23 protein-coding genes and 1 tRNA gene are annotated in these 22,090 nt (G+C 61.8%); 14 read left to right on the top strand and 10 right to left on the bottom strand.

What is annotated here, in order from left to right; genetic code table 11:
• Positions 1-48: 48 nt before the first annotated feature.
• The 8 genes from L1K66_RS11650 to aroA form a co-directional block, all read right to left on the bottom strand.
• On the bottom strand, positions 49-1,029 hold the full coding sequence (locus L1K66_RS11650) for an NADPH:quinone oxidoreductase family protein (RefSeq protein ID WP_252258031.1): 981 nt from the start codon (positions 1,027-1,029) through the stop codon (positions 49-51).
• Positions 1,030-1,035: 6 nt separating this feature from the next.
• On the bottom strand, positions 1,036-1,791 hold the full coding sequence (gloB, locus tag L1K66_RS11645; RefSeq protein ID WP_252260501.1) for a hydroxyacylglutathione hydrolase: 756 nt from the start codon (positions 1,789-1,791) through the stop codon (positions 1,036-1,038).
• Positions 1,792-1,887: 96 nt separating this feature from the next.
• Entirely contained in the window at positions 1,888-3,594 is a 1,707-nt protein-coding gene (gene rpsA / locus L1K66_RS11640; RefSeq protein ID WP_034954335.1) for a 30S ribosomal protein S1, read from the bottom strand.
• A 372-nt stretch (positions 3,595-3,966) separates the two neighbouring features.
• Positions 3,967-4,593 carry a (d)CMP kinase gene (gene cmk, locus L1K66_RS11635; protein WP_252258030.1) on the bottom strand — a complete coding sequence of 209 codons (627 nt, stop codon included), beginning with the start codon at positions 4,591-4,593 and terminating at the stop codon, positions 3,967-3,969.
• The gene (locus tag L1K66_RS11630; protein WP_252258029.1) at positions 4,590-6,074 is read right to left on the bottom strand and encodes a hypothetical protein; all 1,485 of its coding nucleotides are present in this window, start codon (positions 6,072-6,074) and stop codon (positions 4,590-4,592) included. Before L1K66_RS11630 ends, cmk begins: the two co-directional genes overlap by 4 nt.
• Positions 6,075-6,093: 19 nt before the next feature.
• Positions 6,094-6,363 carry a CBU_0592 family membrane protein gene (locus L1K66_RS11625; protein ID WP_252258028.1) on the bottom strand — a complete coding sequence of 90 codons (270 nt, stop codon included), beginning with the start codon at positions 6,361-6,363 and terminating at the stop codon, positions 6,094-6,096.
• 3 nt (positions 6,364-6,366) lie between these two features.
• On the bottom strand, positions 6,367-6,810 hold the full coding sequence (locus L1K66_RS11620) for a DUF411 domain-containing protein (protein ID WP_252258027.1): 444 nt from the start codon (positions 6,808-6,810) through the stop codon (positions 6,367-6,369).
• A gap of 37 nt (positions 6,811-6,847) precedes the next feature.
• The gene (gene aroA / locus L1K66_RS11615) at positions 6,848-8,167 is read right to left on the bottom strand and encodes a 3-phosphoshikimate 1-carboxyvinyltransferase (RefSeq protein WP_252258026.1); all 1,320 of its coding nucleotides are present in this window, start codon (positions 8,165-8,167) and stop codon (positions 6,848-6,850) included.
• A gap of 158 nt (positions 8,168-8,325) precedes the next feature.
• Here aroA and L1K66_RS11610 point away from each other — a divergent pair, with 158 nt between their 5' ends.
• From L1K66_RS11610 to rplS, 11 genes are all read left to right on the top strand, one after another.
• Positions 8,326-8,661, top strand: coding sequence for an FYDLN acid domain-containing protein (locus L1K66_RS11610; RefSeq protein ID WP_252258025.1), 336 nt, complete (start codon positions 8,326-8,328; stop codon positions 8,659-8,661).
• Positions 8,662-8,763: 102 nt separating this feature from the next.
• Positions 8,764-8,839, top strand: a tRNA-Ala gene (locus L1K66_RS11605).
• Between the two features lie 121 nt (positions 8,840-8,960).
• The gene (gene ffh, locus L1K66_RS11600) at positions 8,961-10,445 is read left to right on the top strand and encodes a signal recognition particle protein (RefSeq protein ID WP_252258024.1); all 1,485 of its coding nucleotides are present in this window, start codon (positions 8,961-8,963) and stop codon (positions 10,443-10,445) included.
• A gap of 44 nt (positions 10,446-10,489) precedes the next feature.
• Positions 10,490-10,954, top strand: a complete 465-nt coding sequence (gene rpsP / locus L1K66_RS11595; protein ID WP_252258023.1) for a 30S ribosomal protein S16 — start codon at positions 10,490-10,492, stop codon at positions 10,952-10,954.
• 91 nt (positions 10,955-11,045) lie between these two features.
• On the top strand, positions 11,046-11,564 hold the full coding sequence (gene rimM, locus L1K66_RS11590; RefSeq protein WP_252258022.1) for a ribosome maturation factor RimM: 519 nt from the start codon (positions 11,046-11,048) through the stop codon (positions 11,562-11,564).
• A gap of 4 nt (positions 11,565-11,568) precedes the next feature.
• Entirely contained in the window at positions 11,569-12,132 is a 564-nt protein-coding gene (locus L1K66_RS11585) for a glycine-rich domain-containing protein (RefSeq protein WP_252258021.1), read from the top strand.
• Positions 12,132-12,956 (top strand): TIGR04222 domain-containing membrane protein, encoded by an 825-nt coding sequence (locus tag L1K66_RS11580; RefSeq protein ID WP_252258020.1) that lies wholly within the window; start codon positions 12,132-12,134, stop codon positions 12,954-12,956. The genes L1K66_RS11585 and L1K66_RS11580 overlap by 1 nt, the downstream gene beginning before the upstream one ends.
• 22 nt (positions 12,957-12,978) lie before the next feature.
• Positions 12,979-13,302 (top strand): hypothetical protein, encoded by a 324-nt coding sequence (locus tag L1K66_RS11575; RefSeq protein WP_252258019.1) that lies wholly within the window; start codon positions 12,979-12,981, stop codon positions 13,300-13,302.
• Positions 13,299-14,255 (top strand): carbon-nitrogen hydrolase family protein, encoded by a 957-nt coding sequence (locus tag L1K66_RS11570; protein WP_252258018.1) that lies wholly within the window; start codon positions 13,299-13,301, stop codon positions 14,253-14,255. Before L1K66_RS11575 ends, L1K66_RS11570 begins: the two co-directional genes overlap by 4 nt.
• Positions 14,256-14,744: 489 nt before the next feature.
• A complete protein-coding gene (gene trmD / locus L1K66_RS11565) occupies positions 14,745-15,485 on the top strand; it encodes a tRNA (guanosine(37)-N1)-methyltransferase TrmD (protein WP_252258017.1) in 741 nt (246 codons plus the stop codon).
• Positions 15,482-15,850 (top strand): 50S ribosomal protein L19, encoded by a 369-nt coding sequence (rplS, locus tag L1K66_RS11560; protein ID WP_330221231.1) that lies wholly within the window; start codon positions 15,482-15,484, stop codon positions 15,848-15,850. Before trmD ends, rplS begins: the two co-directional genes overlap by 4 nt.
• A gap of 76 nt (positions 15,851-15,926) precedes the next feature.
• On the opposite strand, the gene L1K66_RS11555 is transcribed toward rplS, so the two are convergent.
• Entirely contained in the window at positions 15,927-17,183 is a 1,257-nt protein-coding gene (locus tag L1K66_RS11555; protein WP_252258016.1) for a hypothetical protein, read from the bottom strand.
• Positions 17,184-17,343: 160 nt separating this feature from the next.
• Here L1K66_RS11555 and L1K66_RS11550 point away from each other — a divergent pair, with 160 nt between their 5' ends.
• A complete protein-coding gene (locus L1K66_RS11550; protein ID WP_252258015.1) occupies positions 17,344-19,563 on the top strand; it encodes a S9 family peptidase in 2,220 nt (739 codons plus the stop codon).
• A 1-nt stretch (position 19,564) separates the two neighbouring features.
• Here the strand turns inward: L1K66_RS11550 and L1K66_RS11545 are convergent, their stop codons facing one another.
• Positions 19,565-20,443: an alpha/beta fold hydrolase gene (locus tag L1K66_RS11545; RefSeq protein WP_252258014.1), complete on the bottom strand. Its 879-nt coding sequence runs from the start codon at positions 20,441-20,443 to the stop codon at positions 19,565-19,567.
• A 77-nt stretch (positions 20,444-20,520) separates the two neighbouring features.
• Between L1K66_RS11545 and L1K66_RS11540 the strand changes: the two genes are divergently transcribed.
• Both L1K66_RS11540 and L1K66_RS11535 read left to right on the top strand, forming a co-directional pair.
• Positions 20,521-21,546, top strand: coding sequence for an aspartate-semialdehyde dehydrogenase (locus L1K66_RS11540; RefSeq protein WP_252260499.1), 1,026 nt, complete (start codon positions 20,521-20,523; stop codon positions 21,544-21,546).
• A 5-nt stretch (positions 21,547-21,551) separates the two neighbouring features.
• Positions 21,552-22,082 carry an aspartate-semialdehyde dehydrogenase gene (locus L1K66_RS11535; RefSeq protein ID WP_252258013.1) on the top strand — a complete coding sequence of 177 codons (531 nt, stop codon included), beginning with the start codon at positions 21,552-21,554 and terminating at the stop codon, positions 22,080-22,082.
• Positions 22,083-22,090 lie beyond the last annotated feature (8 nt).

The following is a 22,090-nucleotide window of genomic DNA, read 5'->3' as shown; positions in this document are numbered from 1 at the left end:
GGAAGGGCGGTCCATCGGGCCGCCTTTCTTGTTTCGGTAGGCCGGCGATCAGGCGCCGGGTTCGAACACCACTTTGCCCACCAGTTCGCGATTGGCCATCGCTTCAAAGCCTTCGCGCCATCGGCTGAGTGGCAGTATCCGGTCGATCGCCGGACTGATTGCTCCCACCTCCGCCAGCCTGGCGATTTCAGCCTGAATCGCCTTGCCCCGCTCGGGAAAGCGGCGAGCATATTCGCCGGCACGCAGGCCGACGATGCTGAAGCCCTTGATCAGCGGAATGTTGGTCGGGATGTCGGCAATCCGTCCGCTGGTGAAGCCGACCACGACCAGCTTGCCGCCAAAGGCGACGCAGCGAGTGGATTCGTCGAACACATCGCCGCCGACTGGGTCGAAGACAATATCGCAAAGCGCACCGCCGGTGATCTCCGACGCGCTCTCACGGAATCTTCCATCGGTGGAGATGACATGGTCTGCCCGGCTGCGCGCCTCGATCATGGCTTGCTTTTGCGGCGATCCGGTCGCCGCGATGACGCGCGCGCCCAGCGCTTTTGCAAGGTCGATCGCCGCCAGCGACACTCCGCCGCTCGCACCTGTCACCAGCACCCACTGGCCCGATTTGAGCCCGCACAATTCGACGAGGCCGGTGTAGGCTGTCGAGTAAGCCGCTCCCATAGCCGCAGCTTGTGCAAAGCTGATACCGTCAGGGATATGCGAGAGCTTTTGCGCACTGACGCTCGCAAACTCGGCAAAGCCGCCGGTCTTGTTTCCGCCCATTACCCGGTCGCCGGGCGCATAGCCGCTGTCCGGATTGGCCTCCAGCACCTCGCCTGCGAATTCGAGCCCGGAGGTGAAGGGCAGCTCGGGTTTGAACTGGTAGGCCCCCTGCGTCATCAGCAGATCGGGGAAATTGAGCGAGGCCGCCCGCACTGCCACCAGAACCTCGCCCGGCATGCGGACGGGCGATGGAGTCTCAGTCAGCGCCAGTCCTGACAGGTCATCCGACAGGTTATCGACGATTAACGCTTTCATGCGCGCTCAGAAATTGTCCTTCGCCGCGCGCAGAGCCGCAAAGGTCTCGTAAGGCGCAGCGCCGCCCCACTTCGCCATCATCGCCGGATCGTCCGCCCGCAGGAAGGGGTTGGTCGCCAGCTCGCGGCTGAGCACAGTTGGTACCGTCCATTCGCCCCGCGCGCGCTTTGCGTCGATTTCGGCGGCGTATTCCTGCAGCGCCTCATTGTCGGGATCGGCGTGGAGTGCGAACTTGGCGTTCGACTGCGTGTATTCGTGCGCGCAATAGAGCGTGGTTTCGGTTGGCAGCCTGCGGATACGGTCAAGGCTGTTCCAGAACTGCTTGGGCTCGCCTTCGAACATCCGCCCGCAGCCGAGTGCGAACACGGCGTCACCGACGAAGGCAATGCCTTGTTCGGGGATATGGAAGGCGATGTGGCCGTTGGTGTGGCCCGACACGTCGATCACGTCGGCACGGTAGTTACCGAGGTTCACGGTTTCGCCGTGGGCGACAACGCGGTCGATCGGGAACTTGCCCTCTATTTCGGCCGGGCCAAGGATGGTGCAGCCAGTGGCTTGCTGGATCGCTTCATTGCCGCCTGCGTGATCGGGATGCCAGTGCGTGTTCCAGATGTGCGTGATGCTCCATCCCTTGGCCGCAGCCTGTTTCAGGTATTCCTTGGCATCGGGGGTGTCGATCGCGGCGGTTTCGCAGGTGACCGAATTGTGGAGCAGGTATCCGTAATTGTCGGACAGGCAGGGGAACTGGTGGACTTCTAGCATGGCCATCCATGTAGGCGCTGAAGCCCGGATAGGAAAGGCCCGCCTGCATCGCTGCAGACGGGCCTTCCTGATTTCGCCTGATGCGAGAAGTAAGGCTTACTCGCCCTTCTTCAGAGCCTCGCCCAGGATGTCGCCCAGCGACGCGCCGCTGTCGGACGAACCGAACTGCTGCACCGCTTCCTTCTCTTCGGCGATCTGACGCGCCTTGATCGAGAAGTTGGGCTTCTTCGAACGGTCGAAACCGGTGACCATCGCGTCAACCTTGCTGCCGACCTGGAAGCGGTCGGGGCGCTGTTCGTCACGGTCACGGCCGAGGTCCGAACGCTTGATGAAGCCGGTCGCGCCGTCGTCGCCAACCTGCACTTCGAGGCCGCCATCGCGGACTTCGAGGACGGTAACGGTGACGGTCTGGCCCTTGCGCAGGGAACCTGCGGCAGCGGCACCCGCTTCGGTCGGAGCACCCTTTTCGAGCTGCTTCATGCCGAGGCTGATGCGTTCCTTCTCGACATCGACGTCGAGAACCACGGCCTTGACCATTTCACCCTTGCGGTGAAGCGCCAGCGCGTCTTCGCCCGAAATGCCCCATGCGATATCCGACATGTGGACCATGCCGTCGACATCGCCGTCGAGGCCGATGAACAGGCCGAATTCGGTGGCGTTCTTGACTTCGCCTTCGACTTCGGTGCCGACCGGGTGCTTCTCGGCGAATTCGTCCCACGGATTGCGCTGGGCCTGCTTGAGGCCGAGCGAAATGCGACGCTTGTCGCTGTCGACTTCGAGCACCATGACTTCGACTTCCTGCGAGGTCGAGACGATCTTGCCGGGGTGGACGTTCTTCTTGGTCCAGCTCATTTCGCTGACGTGGACCAGGCCTTCGATGCCCGGCTCCAGTTCGACGAATGCGCCGTATTCGGTGATGTTGGTCACCTGACCCGACAGCTTCATGCCGATCGGATACTTGGCGGCGACGCCATCCCACGGATCGCTTTCGAGCTGCTTCATGCCGAGGCTGATGCGCTGGGTATCGGCGTTGATGCGCACGATCTGAACCGTCACGGTGTCGCCGATGGCGATCACTTCGCTCGGGTGGTTGACGCGCTTGTAGCTCATGTCGGTGACATGCAGCAGGCCGTCGATGCCGCCGAGGTCAACGAAAGCACCGTAATCGGTGATGTTCTTGACGACGCCGTCGATCACCTGACCTTCGGCCAGATCGCTGATCAGTTCGCTGCGCTGTTCGGCGCGGGTCTCTTCGAGCACCGCACGACGCGAGACGACGATGTTGCCGCGACGACGATCCATCTTGAGGATCTGGAACGGCTGCGGCACTTCCATCAGCGGGTTCACGTCGCGAACCGGACGGATGTCCACCTGCGAGCCGGGGAGGAAGGCCACGGCGCCGTCGAGGTCGACGGTGAAGCCACCCTTGACGCGGCCGAAGATGCGACCTTCGACGCGCTTGCCTTCGCCAAATTCGCTTTCCAGCTTGTCCCACGCGGCTTCGCGACGAGCGCGGTCACGCGACAGCATGGCTTCGCCGTCGGCGTTTTCGACGCGGTCGACATAGACTTCGACTTCGTCACCGACCGACAGGCCGTGATCGTCTTCGCCGCGGCTGAATTCCTTGAGTGAGATACGGCCTTCGCTCTTGAGGCCAACGTCGATCACGGCATAGCCGTTTTCGATCGCGGTGACGGTGCCCATGACGACGCGGCCTTCAAAGCCGTCTTCGCCGGCGCCGCCGAGCTGTTCGTTAAGCAGCGCTTCGAAATCGTCGCGCGTGGGGTTGGCAGAAGTTGCCATAGGGTGAGTTTCCTCGTGTTCGTTTGCTACCGGCCACCGGTTTTTCCGGGGTCTTAAACCGCCGCCTGGCGCACCATTGCGCTGGCCTTGCGGGCAAGAGGCCGACGTTCTCCGCACCGCCGAATGCAGATGCGAAGGTCCTGTCCATCCAAGGATGTTCGAGAACGGGGGCGCGCCTAGGGGAAAGGCGGGCGAAATGCAAGCGAATTGCGGGTGCGATTCCCTACAGGATGGAACAGATGGAACACTGTCCTGGAGAAAAATTCTCCGCCCATGCGCAACACCGGCAAATGGCGGAATTGCTGGGGCGAGGGGCAGGGACAGGCACATTCACTCGGCCCTGCCATGATCACGGGCGAGTAGGAAAGCGGGCTATTGCTTCTCCAGCGCCGCGGTGACCGCTTCGAGCACCAGTTCGAACGCGCCGTTCTGGTCAAATTCGGTCGTGTCGATGATCAGCGCGTCGGGCGCTGCCTTGAGCGGGGCATCGGCCCGGTTGATGTCGCGCGCGTCGCGATTGACGATATCGCGCTCGATCTCGATCAGCGGGATCTCGATTTCGCGACCCGTCATCTCCAGCCAGCGCCGCCGCGCGCGTTCCTGCACGCTGGCGGTGATGAACAGCTTCACATCGGCATCGGGTGCGATCACCGTGCCGATATCACGCCCGTCGAGCACCGCGCCGCCGGGTTGCTCGGCGAAGGCCCGTTGCCGATCGAACAGGGCCTTGCGCACACCGGGGTGGATCGAGACGCGGCTCGCCAATCCGCCGGTTTCCTCGCTGCGCAGCACCTCGTCCAGCATCAATTCGTCAGGAAAGGCGCAAGCCGCCTGCGCGTCTGCAGGATTGTCGGGATCGCCCCCGTTGATAGCGACCTGCCGCCCTACTGCGCGATACAGCAGACCGGTATCGAGATGCGGCACCCCGAAATGCGCGGCAAGCCTCTTGGCAATGGTTCCCTTGCCCGAAGCTGTCGGGCCATCAACAGCGATAATCATTCGGCTGCGATATCGTCTTTTCCGTATGCGATCCAGTCGAGTGCGTTGAGATTTGCCTCGAAATAGGCCGCAAGCTGCGGATCGAAAGCTCCCGTGCAATGGCCTCTTCGTCCTGAACGGTCGATGCTCATCTCGCGGCAACGATCTGCTGTGTCGAGATACATGTCTCCTATCTGGCGAAAACGGCCAGGCGATTCATCCGGCTGCACAAGCTGGCGGACGGTTGAGAGAACATACATTGCGCGCCCTAGGGCATCGAGCGCGCTATCGTAATCTCCAGCATCAACTGCATTTGACGAAACTTTGCGATGACACGCCACCTCCGCCAACATCAGCGCGATACGATCATCGCGAGCCGAGCGACCAGATAGGTGGCGCGGGTAACCGCGTAGCTCATGCGCTGAGTAGCCATCGAGTTCGAGCGCGGCTAGCCCGTTCAAAGCCTTGTACATGCCGCGACTGGTGCAGGCGGGCCTTTGCGAAGGTGGATCGTCGAATGTGCGAACCCCGCTATCGTAGCCTTGATGAGTGCTATGCATGTCGCGCGCCAGATCAGCGAGCACCTCTTCGCGCCAGCGGAGCACGACAAAGCGTTCCCAATTGGTCTGCCCCTCAATGCGGGCAACGGCGTCTGAATAATTGTCGTTGAGGTTGCCCAATTCCTGAATGTGAATGCCGTTTGCGAAGATTTCTTCAAGCTCAAGTTCGGCATCGTCCGGGCGAGGCCGGTTTGCTGGCGGCAGCGCATCCAACTCGCCAAGCAAAAGCGCTCGCAACGTGACGTAACGCGCCTCGAGCAAGCCTTCCTCAACATTGTAATCCGGAAAGGGTTCGATCCTGGTGCGCTCGATCTTGGCGTTTTGATCTTCGACCGAGCGCAGAAATTCTCCGAAAGCCCGGACTACCTCCATATGCGGGGCTGCGCGTTGAAGCATCGTCCCCGAGCTGTGGAACCGCGCCGCTCGGATCCAGCTGTCGGCAATGAAGCGGTGCTGTTCGATCGTCGCGAGTAGACCGTCGATCCGTTTGAGTGTTGCGTCGCGGCGGCCAAGGGCGAAGCGGGCATCGTGGTCGCCGCTAGCTGCCAATGCCTCGCGTCGAAGCAGTGCAGGCCAAGCGGCATCCCATGCGGTCTGCAAGGTTGATTGAGTGGTATCACCCCTGAGCGGCTCCGGGAGCGACTGGTTTTCGAGATACTCTATCGCACGGGTGGCTGTATCCTCGTCGCCATAGGCGAGATGCCAGGCGAGAAGGCTGTACTCTACAAGGTTGAAGCGCGGACATCCGCCGCCTTCGAACGGCCCTCGGAAGGTGATTGGTACGGGATCTTCGCTAATGCGCAGCAGCTCTTCGCGTGTCCCGGCCCAATAGCGAGCGAAGGCGAGGCAGATAACCTGTTCGCCGGCATCGCCATCGTCCTGTGCGGATATTGGAGAGGCAAGCGCTACCAGAAATCCGAAGACGGTTGCTCTCCATCTCATACATCCCTCCCTAACGGGCTCAGATGTCTACTTTCTCCGCTTTCCGCCTGCTGAACGCCTTTACCAGTCCGAACACCGCGATTGCCGCCCAGAACCCTTCGAGCACGAGGCTGGGCCAGTTGGTGTGGACCAGCAGGCTGATCGTCAGCAGGCCGGCGCCCGTCAGATTGGTGCCGTGGAGGATGTAGGGGTTGGGTTCATCGACATAGGTCAGATAGGCATAAGCGCCGATGATGCAGGCTGTGCCGAAAAACCCGATGATGCTGTAGATGTCGAGCGGGGTTTCCATGCCCTAGCTGTAGCTGGCGAAGACAAAGCGGCTGCCGTCCTCGCGAAAGGCGATGACCTGATAGGGCTGCTTGCGGTTGCCCATTTCCATGCCGGGTGAACCGATCGGCATTCCGGGTACGGCGAGGCCAACCATGCCCCTCGGCTTTTCCTTGAGCAGGCGTTCGATCTGTTCGGCGGGCACGTGGCCTTCGATCACATAGCCATCGACGATCATCGTGTGGCAGCTCCAAAGGTCCTGCGGGACGCCGTGCTGCTGCTTCACGCGCGTCATGTCCTGTGTGACGGTGACTTCGACGGGCACTTCGTTTTCGGTGCGCACATGATCGGCCCACAATCCGCAGCAACCACAATTGGGATCGCGGAACATTTCATAGGTGGCGGCCTGAGCTGCGCTGGTGCAGGCGGCAAGCATGAGAAGGGCGGGGGCGAAAAGGCGTCGTTTCATGTCTGTTTGTCCGCGATTGAATCGGTGCCGGGATTATTCAGGAAGCAGCGTTTTCTAGCAAGTCGATGAAGCTGGGAAAGCTGGTGGCGATCGGGGCGATATCGTCCACCCGCACACCGTCGCGGCTGACAAGGCCTGCCACCGCCATGCTCATCGCAATTCGGTGATCGAGCCGGGTCGCGACGCTCGCGCTGTCCGGAGTGCCGCGCAAAGGCTCGCCGCCCGTGCCATGAATGGTAAGGCCGTCTTCCTGCTCTTCGACCCTTGCACCCGCCAGCGTCAGCGCCTCGGCCATAACGCTGATGCGGTCCGATTCTTTGACCCGCAATTCCTCCAGCCCGGTGGTGCGCGTCGTCCCCTCGGCGAGCGCGGCGGTAACGAACAGCACGGGGAATTCATCGACCATGCTCGGTACGATAGCGGGGTCGACATCGACGCCTTTCAGCCGCGCGTGGCGCACCCGCAGGTCTGCCACCGGCTCACCGCCGACTTCGCGGGGGGAAAGCTCCTCGATATCCGCGCCCATCTGCCTCAGCACCGTGACAATCCCCGCGCGCGTGGGGTTGAGCCCGACGTTCTCGATCACGAGATCGCTGCCCGGCACGATGCTGGCGGCGACGAGGAAGAAGGCGGCAGAGGAAGGATCCCCCGGTACCACCACATCCATCGGTTTAAGGTCGGCTTCGCCATGGATGGCGATGACGCGCTCCCCGTTCTCTTCCGTCACCTCCAGCTTTGCGCCGAATCCGGTCAGCATTCTTTCGGTGTGGTCGCGGGTGGGGACAGGTTCGATCACGCGGGTGATTCCCGGCGTGTTCAGTCCCGCCAGCAGCACCGCGCTTTTCACCTGCGCGCTGGCGACGGGCAGGCGGTAGGTGATCGGCACAGCGGGCGATGCGCCGCGAAGCATGCAGGGCAGGGTGCCTCCGGGCGAGGCTTCGAAGGTCGCGCCCATCTGGCTCAGCGGGTCGATCACGCGGTTCATCGGGCGGCCCGAAAGGCTGGCGTCGCCGATGAAGGTGGCGCTGATCGCGTGGCTTGCCAGCAGTCCCATCATCAGGCGGGTGGAAGTGCCCGAATTGCCCATGTCGAGCGCCTGTTTGGGTTCGAGCAGGCTGCCGACGCCTGCACCATCGACGATCCAGCTGCCATCGTCCGAGCGTTCGATTCGCGCACCCAGCTGGCGCATGGCGGCAGCCGTGGCCAGCACGTCCTCGCCTTCGAGCAATCCGGTGATCCGGCTTTGCCCCATGGCAAGCCCTGCGAACATCAGGGCGCGGTGGCTGATCGACTTGTCCCCCGGCACGCGCAGGCGGCCGGTGAGCGGGGCGGGAGGATGGAATGTGTGGCTCGGCATGGCGCGAGGGTCTTTGACAGCGCCTCAGCCTTCTGGCAAGACGCGCCGAATCCGGAACGGTGCTCTTGATTCCGAGCCTTGAATCACGCCGAGCCCGGTCCCACACAGTTTTGAATTCAGATGCCCCCGAAACACCGGGCACAGTTAAGGATATTCGAATGGCGAAGCCTGAATGGGGTACCAAGCGTACCTGTCCGAAATGCGGAGAACGCTTCTACGATCTGGGCAAGGATGATCCGGTTTCCTGCATCGAATGCGGTGAGGAATGGGATCCGGAGCCGGTGCTCAAGTCGAAGCAGCCTATCCCGCTGGATGAAGCCGACAAGAAGAAGGACGACGCCGACAGCGATCTGGGCGGCGACGATGATGATCTGGACGATATCGGCGATATCGACGACGATGATGATTCGCCGGATAACGACGTTGACCTGGGCGGCGATGACGATCTCGGCGTGCCTGCGGGCAAGGACGACGACGGCGACGACGATAACTGATTTTGGTCTTGCGTTTCGCTGGGGGCGGGCCTAAGGGGGCGCTCCCTTGCGAACGCAGGGGCGCGATACTACCTCCGGGTAGGTCGCAAAAATCGATGGAACGGGGCCTTAGCTCAGCTGGGAGAGCGCAACACTGGCAGTGTTGAGGTCAGCGGTTCGATCCCGCTAGGCTCCACCATCGAACCTGACAAAGCCGGTTGTTCCCAAGGGAGCTCCGCAACGCTGGCCGACGAGGTTTCGTCCGCCGGCGTTTTTCGCGTTTATCGGGCTTTGACAGGCCTGAGAGGGAGTTGAAGACGATGTTTGACAGTCTGTCCGACCGCCTTGGCGGCGTCTTTGACAAGCTCAAGGGCCGCGGCGCTCTGAAAGAACAGGACGTCCGCGATGCCATGCGCGAAGTCCGCGTCGCGCTGCTCGAAGCCGATGTGGCGCTGCCGGTTGCCCGCCGCTTCATCGATTCGGTCACCGAAAAGGCGATCGGGCAGGAAGTCCTGAAATCGGTGAAGCCCGGCCAGCAGGTGATCAAGATCGTCCATGACGAACTGATCTCCATCCTGTCTGGCGACGATGGCGAGGCTGTCAGCGAAGGTCTCAATCTCGAAGCCAAGCCGCCTGTCGTCATCATGATGGTCGGCCTTCAGGGCTCGGGCAAGACGACGACCACGGCAAAGCTGGGCAAGCTGATCCGCGAACGCCACGGCAAGAAGGCGATGATGGCATCGCTCGACGTGAACCGTCCGGCGGCGCAGGAACAGCTCAAGGTTCTGGGTGAGCAGGTCGATGTCGCTACCCTGCCGATCGTGGCGGGCCAGCAGCCGGTCGATATCGCCCGGCGCGCGATGGAATCGGCGCGTTTGCAGAATTTCGACGTGCTGCTGCTCGACACAGCAGGCCGTCTCCACGTCGATGCGGCGCTGATGGCCGAAATGCAGGCCGTCGCCAGCGTTTCAGCCCCCACCGAAGTGCTGCTGGTGGTGGACAGCCTGACCGGCCAGGACGCCGTCAACGTCGCGCAAAGCTTTACCAGCGAAGTCCCGCTGACGGGCGTTGTCCTCACCCGCATGGACGGCGATGCGCGCGGCGGCGCGGCGCTGTCGATGCGCGCGGTGACGGGCAAGCCGATCAAGTTTGCCGGTACCGGTGAAAAACTCGACGCGATCGAACCTTTCCGCCCCGCCTCGGTCGCAGACCGTATCCTTGGCATGGGCGATGTCGTCAGCCTCGTCGAAAAGGCGGCGGCGACGATCAAGGAAGAAGAGGCCGCCAAGCTCGCCGAGAATTTCGAGAAGGGCAAATTCGACCTCAACGACTTGCGGATGCAGCTGCGCCAGATGCAGAGCATGGGCGGCCTTGGAATGCTGGCGGGCATGATGCCGGGCATGAAGAAGGCCAAGCAGGCGATGGCCGCGTCCAACATGGACGACAAGGTGCTGGTCCACATGGACGCGATCATCGGCTCGATGACGCCCAAGGAGCGCGCTCGCCCGGAATTGATGAATGCCAAGCGCAAGAAGCGCGTGGCGGCAGGCAGCGGCACCGATGTGCAAACGGTGAACAAGCTGCTCAAGATGCATCAGGAAATGGGCCGCGCGATGAAGCAGCTCAGGAAGATGGGCGGGCTGAAAGGCCTCGCCGCGATGTTCGGTGCCGGTGGTGGCGCGGGCGGCCCGATGGGCGGAATGCCTGGTGCTGGCGGGCTTCCCGGCCTCGGCGGAATGGGCGGTGGCCCCGGCGGACTTCCTCCCGGACTTCCGGGCCTTGGCGGGCCCAAGGGCAAGAAATAGATTTTACAGTAATTCAGACATTTAAACTCGAAAGGTATTAAACAATGGCAGTTGCAATCCGGCTTTCGCGCGGCGGTGCGAAGAAGCGTCCGTATTACCGCATCGTGGTTTCGGACACCCGTTCCCCGCGTGACGGCAAGTATCTCGAGCAGATCGGCACCTACAACCCGCTGCTCGCCAAGGATAATCCCGAGCGCGTGAAGCTCGACGAAGACCGCGCCCGTCACTGGATCGGCGTTGGCGCCAAGCCGACCGACCGCGTGCTCCGCTTCCTCGATGCCGCCGGCATCCTCGAGCGTGCACCGCGCAACAACCCGAAGAAGGGCGAGCCGGGCGAAAACGCCAAGGAACGCGCTGAAGAAAAGGCTGCAAAGCTGGCTGAAGCCGAAGAAGCTGCAAAGGCTGCCGAAGAAGAAGCCAAGGCCGCTGCCGAAGCTCCGGCTGAAGAAGCTCCCGCCGAAGAAGCTCCCGCCGCTGACGAAGCTGGCGAAGAAAAGGCCGAAGGCTGATCGAACAAACCGGTTTCCGTTCTCCCGGCGTTTGCGACTGGGTGAACGGACTGGCCGGGCTCGCCTTTGAACAGACTCAGGACGAGCAACTGTGACAAAAGCTTCGGACATTACCCTCGCCGCAATCACGGGTGCGCATGGCATCCATGGTGAAGTGCGGCTGAAATTGCTGGGGGAGGGTATCGAAGCCCTCCGCCAGCATTCTTCTTTCAACGCCGATGTTCCGGGCGGCGCGCTGACGCTCAAGAAAATCCGTCCCGACAATAAAGGCGGGGCGATCGCCCGGTTCGCCGAGGTGCAAGGGCGCAGCGAAGCGGAGAAGCTGCGCGGCACCGTGCTTTCCGTCACGCGCGAAGCTCTGCCGGAACTGGCAGAGGGCGAATATTACCACGCCGACCTGATCGGCCTTTCTGCCGTGACTGATTCCGGCAAAGCGCTCGGCACGGTGTGCGCCGTGCACAATTTCGGCGCGACCGACATCATCGAAGTCACGCTCGATCCGCCCCCTGAAAAGGGCCAGAAGACGATCATGGTGCCGATGACGAAGCAGGCCGTGATCGAATGGGATGAAACCCGGCTTGTGATTTCCGAGGATTTCGCCGACCAATAGCGCCATGAGCGCGCCTGCTTTCACCACTGCCCTGTGGCAGCGCCTTGCCGCCCACGAAATCGGCCCGGCAGAGGCATCACTGTCATTCGCCGCGCGGCTAGCCCGCGAAAACCGCTGGGGCGAGGCGCACACTCAGCGGGTGATCCTCGAATACAAGCGTTTCTGCTATCTGGCCCGGACCGCAGGGCACGAAGTCACGCCCAGCGATGCAGTGGATCAGGTGTGGCACCTGCATTTGACTTACAGCCGCGATTACTGGGAGGTGTTCTGCCCCGAAGTGCTGGGGGCCGATCTGCATCACGGCCCCACCGCCGGGGGACAGGTGGAGCGCGACCGGTATTACGATCAATACGCCGCCACGCTCAATTACTATGAAGTCGCCTTTGACGAACCGCCACCGCCCGACATCTGGCCCGACGCAGCGCGCCGGTTTGGCGTCGATCCAAAGGGACTTCGCGTTAACCCTCAGGATGTTATGATCCTCGACAGGCGGGTCGCGATCATTGGTTCCGCCGGTTGGGTTGCGCTCGGCATTGTCATTGCCGTGCTGGTTGGAGTGATGATCTGATGGAGATTTTTGCGTCCTGGACGGGGCCGGATTTTCTGGCCTTCTACGCCGTGATGCTCGTCACCTGCGTGTTCCTCGGACTGTGGATTCCTGCGAACCTGCGCGAGCCGGGGCGCAAGGGCAGCGTCGAGGATCTCGAGGAAGTCGCGGTGCTGTCCGGCGGGCAGGAACGCCACACCGATGCGATCCTTGCCGATCTGTTCACGCGTGGGGGTCTGGTCGATGCGGGCAAGGGTAGACTGCGCGTCGGGCGAACGGGCTTCGATGCGGGTGACGCTGAGCGTGCGGTGCTGGCCAAGGTCGGTGATTTCAAATTGTCCGAGGCACGAAAGTCGCTCGAAACCCATGCCAAGCGGGTCGAGGCGCGGCTGATCCGACGCGGGCTGATGCTGGATGCAGGTGAGCGGCGCAAGCTGGGGTTCCTGTCGATCCTGCCGTACCTCGCGCTGCTGTTGATCGGGCTTTACCGTCAACAGGCGGGCGCGGAGGCGGGAGAGCCGACAGGCTTTCTGGTCGCGCTGATGACGGTCACGGCTGTGTTCGCGGCGATCCGCTTCTTCAAGACCAACCCGCGGACCATGGCCGGGAACGAACTGCTGCGCGAGGTCGAGGATCAGGGCAGCCGCATGAAACGCGCCCCGCAAGCCAATGAAGCGGGCTATGCCGTGGCGATTTTCGGCACCGGCGTGCTGGTCGGCACCCCGTGGGAGCCGGTGCACGCCGCGCGGCAGACGGGCAGCGGCGATGCCGGATACAGCGGCGATGGCGGAGACGGCGACGGCGGCGGTGGCTGCGGGGGCGGCTGTGGCGGTTGCGGGGGCTGATCGGCGAGTTTAAGGGGCAATCATGGTCGCTTTCCTCAGTTTTCCCTTCCTCATCATCATTCTGGGCCTTCTGACGATGGGGGCGGTGCTGTTCGTCAAACTCGTCATGCCCAGCGTGTCCCAGTCGAGGCGGATATTGGCCGCCAGCCTTTTGGGGCCGGGCGGGCTGATCATTCCCGGATTGCTCATCAGCCTGGTCGAGGCGGGTGGGAGCGAGATCATCCCGCTTGTGGCGGCAATGCTGGGCGGATTGTTGTTCATGGGTGCCCTGTGCTGGCCGGCCGCGCTGTTCGCGACGCGGCGGCTCGACAGGCTGACGCAGTTCGATCTGGAGACGTTTGAATGACCACCCTGCCTGTCGCGATTTGTCAGGCGGCGCCCGTGCCGCTCGATTTCGCGGGTGGGATCGACAAGGCCGTGCGGCTCGCGCGGGAGGCGATTGCGGGCGGGGCGCGGTTCGTCGCCTTTGGCGAGACGTTTCTGGGCGGCTATCCGCTGTGGCTCGACGAAGCGCCCGGTGCGGCCCTGTGGGATCATCCGGGGACGAAGGCGCTCCACGCGATCATGCTCGAACAGGCGATTGTCGCCAATGACGAACGGCTGCTCCCCTTGCAGGAGCTGTGTGACGAAACCGGCGCGTGTGTGAGCATCGGCGCGCATGAACGCGTGCGGCAGAGCCTTTACAACAACCAGCTGCTGTTTCGCCCCGGCGAGGTTCCGCTCGACCACCGCAAGCTGGTGCCGACGCATGGTGAACGCCTGATCTGGATGCGCGGCGATGGCTCGACCTTGGGCGTGCACGAGGCCGAATGGGGCCGGGCGGGCAATCTCATCTGCTGGGAGCATTGGATGCCCTTGGCCCGCGCGGCGATGCACAATCTCGGCGAGGCGGTGCATGTGGCGGCGTGGCCCACGGTGCGCGAGGAATATGCGCTGGCCTCGCGGCACTATGCGATGGAGGGGAGATGCTTTGTGCTGGCTGCGGGGCTGGTGCAGAAGCGCGATGACTTGTTCGAGGGGCTGGCGAATGTCGGAGGTTCGGCGGAGGCCGAGGAATTGTTCAATGCCATCGAAAGCGACGTCCTGAACAAGGGCGGCTCCATGATCATCGCCCCCAATGCGCGGGTGCTGGCGCAGGCTGGTGAGGGCGAGGAAATCCTGCACGCCATACTGGACTTGAGCGAAATCGGACAAGGGCTGGCGACCCTCGACACCGACGGCCACTATTCGCGGCCCGATGTGTTTGAGTTGAGTGTTGATATGAGGCCCAAAGATGGCGTTGTTCGCAAGAGCGAGTGAGCCGCCATCTACGAGCGAAGGAACTGAGGCCTACGTCCTTTGGATAGCTCGAGAGTGGCATGGTATACCCAACGCGAGTCTTGATGACTCGATTGACGATTTGGATATTGTCGGGGAAGACGCGATAGAATTCATTGAGCGAATTGGCGATCGGCTAGATGAGCGTGTGTGGGATTGGCCTTGGTCACGCTTCATTGAACTAAGGGAAGGCCCGTCCCTCCTATTTCCATTTATGCTGATTTGGCAGTTGCTCAGTTGGCCGTATCGGGGCCGCTTTAGCTATCCCAGCAATAAAGAGCGTCTCACCCTTCGTCACATTGCATTCGTGCTTGAACGCGGCGAATGGATCGACCCATGACCTTCGCCACTACCCCACACCCGCCCATCCTGAGCTTGTCGAAGGATTGCACTTCACTTCTGGCGACGGTGCAGAGAAGAAAGACAGTCCTTCGACAGGCTCAGGACGAGCGGGGATTTTGAGTTAAACCCATGACCTTCGCCGCCACCATCCTCACCCTGTATCCGGAGATGTTTCCCGGCCCGCTTGGCATTTCGCTCGCGGGCAAGGCGCTGGAGCGGGGGGACTGGTCTTGCGAGACCGTCAATCCGCGTGACTTTGCCACGGACAAGCACCGGACCGTTGACGACACGCCCGCAGGCGGCGGGGCGGGGATGGTGCTCAAGTGCGATGTGATGGCGGCGGCGCTTGACAGCGTGCCCGCTGGCCGACCGATCCTGGCCATGACCCCGCGCGGGAAACCGATCACGCAGGAACGCATCCGCGAGATCGCATCCGGCTCCGGCGTCACCATCATCTGTGGCCGGTTCGAAGGGTTTGACGAGCGCCTGTTCGAAGCGCGGCCGGATATCGAGGAAGTCTCCCTAGCCGACATCGTGCTGTCTGGCGGAGAGACGGCGGCGATTGCCATACTTGATGCTTGCATTCGGCTGCTTCCCGGCGTAATGGGCGCGGCTTCTAGCGGGACAGAGGAATCCTTCGAAGACGGATTGCTCGAATACCCGCAATATACCCGACCTCAGGAATGGGAAGGGCGCACGATCCCCGAAGTGCTGCGATCGGGGGATCATGCGAAAATCGCTGCTTGGCGAAAGTCGAAAAGCGAAGAGATTACACGGTTACGCAGGCCGGACCTTTGGGAACGTCATGAGGGCGTTCGGGACCAGTCTGCCTCTGGCGCGCGGCGAAAAGACAAGGAAACGGACCAGTGAACCTGATCCAGCAGATCGAAGCCGAGGAAATCGCCAAGGCTTCCAAGGACATCCCCGAATTCCGCGCAGGCGATACCGTCCGTGTGGGTGTGAAGGTTATCGAAGGTACGCGTGAGCGTATCCAGAACTTTGAAGGCGTCGTGATCGCGCGGTCGAACCGCAGCATCAACAGCAACTTCACCGTTCGCAAAATGAGCTTTGGCGAAGGCGTGGAACGCGTGTTCCCGCTGTATTCGCCGATCGTCGACAGCATCACCGTGGTGCGTCGCGGTGTCGTGCGTCGTGCGAAGCTCTACTATCTGCGCGGCCGCACCGGCAAGCGCGCCCGTATCGCGGAACGCAAGGTCAACGCCCCCAAGGCGTAAGCACCCGCAACAGCAAATCAGGAAAGGGCGGCTCTTTTGGGCCGCCCTTTTTCGTTTGGTATGCCCTGAGCCTAGCCTATTGCGGCGGGAAAGTGAGATCGGCAGCGGGCGTACCCGCCTTTGTGTCGCGCAGGCCCAGATAATAGTCATACGACAAGATCAGATCGCGCGTCCTTGCATCCACCGGCGTGTCTGAGCGCAGCAGCGGACGCAGCGCGGTGAGATCGATCAGCCCGCTGTCGCGGCCATCAAGCGCGGCAAGAATTGGCGAATCCTCGGGCAAATTATAGGGCGAGCATGGCTGCGGAGCATTGCGCTGGATCGCCCAGGCCTCACCGCTCAGACAGTCGATCATCACATGCACTGTGGCAAAATCACGCGCACGGCCCCATTCCATCATGAAATTGCCGAAACTGGGCACATTGGTTCCGCTCAGGCCGCGCTCCATGTGATATCCGCCGAACTTGAACATTGCCTTTGGGGGATAGCCCAGCCGCGCTTCGGCTTCGCTGAAGTGGGCGATGAAATTGCGCTTCATATAGTTTTCGCGCTCAAGATTGGCGGGGTAGATCGGGCCTGACCCGCGAACGAATGGACCATAGACACGGTGGGATAGTGCGATCGCATCGACCAGCGCGCGGGCCTCCTGCGGTCCATCAGCAAAGGCTGCGACCAGCGCGTCAATTTCTTCCTGCGGAGCGGCTCCCAGATAGGCGAAGTTTGTCGCGCTTCCTTTCGCAAAGGCTTCGGCAGCCGCGACCTGAGTGTCGGTTTGCGCAAATTGAGTGAGAAGCGGGGCGAGCACCGGACCGCCTGCCACAAATTCCTGGTCAACTCCCCACAGAACGTGACTTTCGTGCGGAGAAAGGGCGATTGCCTGATTGATGAGGGCGATCTCCTCGGTCCAGCTGAGGAAGGGCAGGGTGAATTGCTTGCCGGGTGTGGCGATGTAGTCGGCGAGGGTCGTTTCACCGGAGCGAACCAGTTGTTCGGTAAATCGGGTTGACCACGGGCCGATCTCCACCACGAGATGTTCATAGCCTTTGGGGGCGAGCGCACGGTGAATGGCTGCTGATACCAGCGCGATGTCTGCTGTGGCGTGGGTTTCGCCGATCAGGAAGAACTGCGCCTCCTCGGCACGTTCCCTCAACACGTCCCAGCCCGGGCCGGCCATTTCGCCAGCCTCATTACGCTCGATCTCAAGAACATGGTCCCCGATTGCCGCGACGAACGGATCGACTTTCTCAATCGCTTCGCCTGACTGGGCCAAAGCCGGAAGCGCGGAGCACGTCAGGAGCACGGCCCAAGCCTTTGCGACGAGATTGCGGAACATCTGGCTCTCCAATGCTGTATTATTTGTATAATACAGCATGATCTCAGCCGATGATCAAGAGGTGTTGACCACGAGGGAATTGATGCGCCCCCTTGCCAAGCCACCGCGTCATTGCAAGGAGGCGGGTCAATCTATTCGAGTTGAAGGGGCCGTCCTTGACATGCGATTTCCGTTATTCGCCGCCGCCATCCTGCTCGCGAGCCCTGCTCTTGCCGAGGACCAGGCCGTGACCAGCGAACCAGAACTCACCTTCGAGCGCGTCTTTGCCTCGCCTTCGCTCAATGGCCCTGCGCCGCGTCAGGCGAAATTCTCTCCTGATGGCCGCTATCTGACGCTGCTGAAGAATCGTGAGGATGATGCGCGCCGCTATGATCTGTGGGGGTTCGACCTGGCTACCTCGGAATGGCGGATGCTGGTCGATTCAGAGGCGCTGGGGACGGGCCGCGAACTGTCCGAAGATGAAAAGATGCAGCGCGAGCGTGCGCGTGTCGGCGGGCTGACGGGCATCATCACCTATCAATGGGCGAGCGACGGTTCCGGCGTTCTGGTGCCGCTCGACGGTGATCTCTACTTCGCGAAGCTGGACGGCAGCGTGCAGCGCCTGACCGACACCGAGGAAAGCGAACTCAACCCCTCGCTCTCGCCGCGCGCGGGCTATGTCTCTTTCGTGCGCGATCGCCAGTTGTGGGTTGGCAAGGTGGGCGAGGACGCGGCGCCGATCACGCCCAAGGAAGGCGACACGATCCGCTGGGGCGAGGCCGAATTTGTCGCGCAGGAGGAAATGAGCCGCCTCACCGGATATTGGTGGAACGGCAACGACACGCGCATCGCGGTGCAGCGCACCGATGAAAGCCCCGTCGGCATCGTCACCCGCGCGGCCATCGGCGCGACTGGCACGACCACTTTCGATCAACGCTATCCCGTGGCGGGCAGCGACAATGCGATTGTCGAACTGTTCATCATGGACCCGGACGGCGGCAACCGGGTGAAGGTCGATCTGGGCGAGGACACCGACATTTACGTCGGACGCGTCGATTGGGGGCCGGACGATTTCCTTTATGTCCAGCGCCAGAACCGCGAACAGACCGTGCTCGATATGCTCAAGGTCGATCCCTCGACAGGGAAGAGCGAAATCTGGTTCACCGAAAAGGCTGCGCGGCCCGATTACTGGATCAACCTTTCGGACAATTATCGCTTCCTGAAGGATGGCAGCCTGCTGTGGTGGTCGGAACGCGACGGGTTCGGCCATTTCTACCGGTTTGACGGAAGCTATTGGACACCGCTTACGTCCGGCACCGATCCGGTCACTTCGCTGGTCGGCATCAGCGAGGAGAACAAGGAATTGTTCTTCCAGCGCACCGCCGATGTTCTGACGCAGCAGATATATCGCACCTTCCTTGACGGAGAGACGCGTCCGACACTGCTGACCGATCGTGACTACACAAACAGCGCGACGATGGACCCGACGGGCAAGTTCCTGCTTGTCAGCCGTTCTGCCCCCGATCAGCCGCCGCAGAGCTATCTTGCCGGACGTCTGGGTCAGCGGCTCGCATGGGTGGAGGAAAACGCGCTGAGCGAGGATCACCCTTACACGCCGTATCTTCTCAGCCATGTCATGCCCGAATATGGCACGATCCCGACAGAGGACGGCACGCCGCTCCACTACATGATCATGAAGCCCGACATGGAGCCGGGTAAGCAATATCCGGTGTTCTTCTACCACTATGGCGGCCCCGGCCCGCAGCTTGTGGACAAGGGCTGGGACGGCGCTTTGGCGCAGGCGATTGTCGACAGGGGCTATATCTATTTCGTGCTCGACAATCGCGGCACCGCCAATCGCGGGGTCGATTTCGAACAGCCGATCTACCGCGCGATGGGCGGGGTGGAAGTGCGCGACCAGAAGGCCGGCGCGGAATATCTGAAGACGCTCGGGTACGTCGATCCGGATAAGATCGCGATCTATGGCTGGTCCTATGGCGGATACATGACACTGAAGCAGCTTGAGGCCGATCCGGGACTTTATGCCGCTGGTATTTCGGGCGCTCCGGTGACGAAGTGGGAACTGTACGACACGCACTATACCGAGCGTTACATGGGCGACCCGCGCGAAGTGCCTGAAGCCTATGAAGCCGCGAGCGCGATCCCCGATGCGACGAAGATCAGCGATCCCTTGCTGCTGATCCACGGGATGGCCGATGACAATGTGGTGTTCGAGAACGCGACCGAGATCATCAGCGTCATGCAGGAAAACAACGTTCCCTTCGAAATGATGCTGTACCCCGGCTATACCCACCGGGTCGCCGGACCGCAGATCAGTCCGCACATGTGGAATTCGATTTTCCGCTTTCTCGAGGCGAACGGGGTGACGCCGCCGGATTGATCTAGGCTAGCCATTCCAGCGCCACACGTGCAACTTCCTCGGGTGCTTCGACCTGGGGGTAATGCCCGACATCGGAGATCAGGTGGTGCCGCGCATGGGGCACCACTTCGCGCCATTTGTCATAGGCGTGCTTGCCCGACACCGGATCGAGCGCGCCGTTGATGAGGCCGATCATCTCCATGTTCTGCGCTGCGACCAGAGCGCTTTCCCAGCGCGCCTTATGCTCGACCCGGTCTGCAATGTAGTGCAGCAGCTTGTGCGTGATGCGGTTGCCGCCATTGTGGCTGATGAATTCCCAGAATTCGTCCAGCTCCTGCTCGGTCGGCTGAGTGTCCGGGCCGAACACTTCCGAGAAGCTCTTGCCGAAACCCTTGCGGTTCATCAGCAGTCCCAAAAGGAACCCGAAGGGCGAAATGCCAAGCTTTTGCATCGGGCGCGGGCGGTGCTGATCCGGGAAGATGCCACCGTTGAGAAACACCATGCGCCCGATCGACCAGTTCCGGGTCGACTCGATATCGCGGGCGAGCAGTTCCTGCCCGACGGAGACGCCGTAATCATGCACCAGCGCGTCGAAACCGGTAATCCCGAGATGCACGAGCAGGGCTTCTTGCAGATCGGTTTGACGGTGGATCGAATATCCCGACCCATTGAATCCCTTGGGAGGCTTGTCGGACAGGCCAAAGCCCAGCATGTCGCAGGCGATCACTCGATGCTTTGCCGTCAATGTCTCCCAGACCGGCACCCAGTCCCACGAACAGGTCGGGAAGCCGTGAACCAGCAGCAGCGGGCGCGCGTTCAGCGGGCCTTCGGTCCAAAAGGCAATCCTGTGCCCCTGAAACTCAAAATAGTTCGCCCTTGCGCGCCAGTTCCGCGTATCCATCTTGTCACCTTATCGCTTGCCAAGCCAAGCTAGACACGGCAGCGAGCGCTGCGCAAACGAATTAGCGGAGAATGCAATTGGGTTACCGGGTGGCAGTCGTCGGTGCGACGGGCAATGTCGGACGTGAAATGATGCAAATCCTCGCCGAGCGCGAGTTTCCCTGCGACGAGGTTGCAGCGGTAGCCTCGGGGCGTTCGCAGGGTACTGAGGTCGAATTCGGCGACACCGGCAAGATGCTCAAATGCAAGAATATCGAGCATTTCGACTGGAACGGATGGGACATTGCCCTGTTCGCCTGCGGTAGCGAAGCGACGAAGATTTACGCGCCCAAGGCGGCTGCAGCAGGCTGCGTGGTGATCGACAACTCCTCACTTTACCGCATGGAGCCCGACGTGCCGCTGATCGTGCCGGAAGTGAACCCGGATGCGATCGACGACTATAAAAAGCGCAACATCATCGCCAACCCCAACTGCTCGACCGCGCAGCTGGTCGTGGCGCTGAAGCCGCTGCACGATGCCGCGACGATCAAGCGCGTGGTCGTCTCGACCTATCAATCGGTGTCCGGCGCAGGCAAGGCGGGCATGGACGAGCTGTTCGAACAGAGCCGCGCGATCTTCGTCGGCGATCCGGTCGAACCGGCCAAGTTCACCAAGCAGATCGCTTTCAACGTCATTCCGCACATCGACGTCTTCCTCGACGATGGTTCGACCAAGGAAGAATGGAAGATGGTGGTCGAAACCAAGAAGATCCTCGATCCCAAGATCAAGCTCAACGCCACCTGTGTGCGCGTTCCGGTGTTCGTGGGCCATTCGGAATCGGTCAATATCGAGTTCGAAAAGGAGCTCAGCGCGGAGCAGGCACAGGAGATCCTGCGCGAGGCGCCGGGCATCATGCTGATCGACAAGCGCGAGGACGAAGGATACGTCACCCCGGTCGAATGCGCCGGTGACAGCGCGACCTTCATCAGTCGTGTGCGCGATGATCCGACGGTGGAGAACGGGATTTCGTTGTGGTGCGTCTCCGACAATCTGCGCAAGGGCGCGGCATTGAACGCGGTTCAGATCGCTGAACTGCTCGGCCGGCGGCATCTGAAGAAGGGTTGATAGGCATGCGCGGAGTATGGCTTGGCTTTGCGGTTCTCACGCTCGCCGCCTGCGATTCCGCGCAAACCCCCGCACCGCCCGAACCCGTTCCCGTCGAGATCGATGCCGATCTCGTCACAGTCCGCGTCGACGGACTGACGGCGGGAGTGGAGGCATTCTATTTCGCCGCCGGACAAACCGAAGTCGAAGCCGCGCTCGCGCGCACGCTAGGCAAACCCGGCGACACTGGCGCCATGCCCGAATGCGGGGCGGGCCCGATGGAATTCGCCAGCTACCCCGGCGGACTGACCGTCAATTTCCAGAACGGCAGCCTCGTTGGATGGAATTGGACCGGGGGAACCGCCGCCATCGTCTTCAGCGATGCGATCGGTATCGGCACCGCGAAATCTGAGGTCGAGGCGATGCCCGGTTTCACAATGATCGAAGGCAGCACCTTGGGTGAGGAATTCGCGCTGAGAGAGGAAGGCGCTTTCGGGTTCTTCGAAGACGGCAAGGTGTCGATGCTCTACGCCGGAACGCAGTGCTTCTTCCGATGACCGCGCAG

This window comes from Erythrobacter aurantius (genome assembly GCF_023823125.1).
Lineage (GTDB): Bacteria > Pseudomonadota > Alphaproteobacteria > Sphingomonadales > Sphingomonadaceae > Erythrobacter > Erythrobacter aurantius.
Note: the sequence above shows the minus strand (reverse complement) of the source record. Positions and strands in the feature narration are given on the sequence as shown.